Source organism: Mesorhizobium silamurunense (genome assembly GCF_014843825.1).
Classification (GTDB): Bacteria; Pseudomonadota; Alphaproteobacteria; order Rhizobiales; family Rhizobiaceae; genus Mesorhizobium; species Mesorhizobium silamurunense.
In genome coordinates this window covers 1-447 of record NZ_JHQR01000277.1, presented here as the reverse complement: position 1 = coordinate 447, position 447 = coordinate 1, and the positions used below count along the sequence as shown (strand labels likewise).

Genomic DNA, 447 nt, shown 5'->3' with positions numbered 1-447 from the left:
ACGGCGCTGAAGCTTGCCGACTACGTCGTGACCGAAGCCGGCTTCGGCGCCGACCTCGGCGCCGAAAAGTTCTTCGACATCAAGTGCCGCAAGGCGGGCTTGAAGCCGTCGGCCGCCGTCATCGTCGCCACCGTGCGCGCCATGAAGATGAACGGCGGCGTCAAGAAGGAAGAGCTCGGCAAGGAGAACATCGAGGCGGTCAAGAAGGGCTGCCTCAACCTCGGCCGCCACATCGAGAACGTGCACCAGTTCGGCGTGCCGGTGGTGGTGGCGATCAACCACTTCACCACCGACACCGAGACCGAGATCAGGGCGTTGAAGGACTTTGTCGCCTCGATGGGTGCAGATGCGATCCTGTGCAAGCACTGGGCGCAAGGCTCGGCCGGCATCGAGGATCTCGCCCACAGAGTCGTCAAGCTTGCCGAATCCGGCGCCTCGCAGTTCTCG

1 protein-coding gene is annotated in these 447 nt (G+C 63.8%); it reads left to right on the top strand.

Translation table 11 applies throughout. The features are described from left to right. Window positions 1-447, top strand: a 447-nt coding sequence (locus tag DH10_RS29080; protein WP_192385617.1) for a formate--tetrahydrofolate ligase, incomplete at both ends; no start/stop codon positions are given.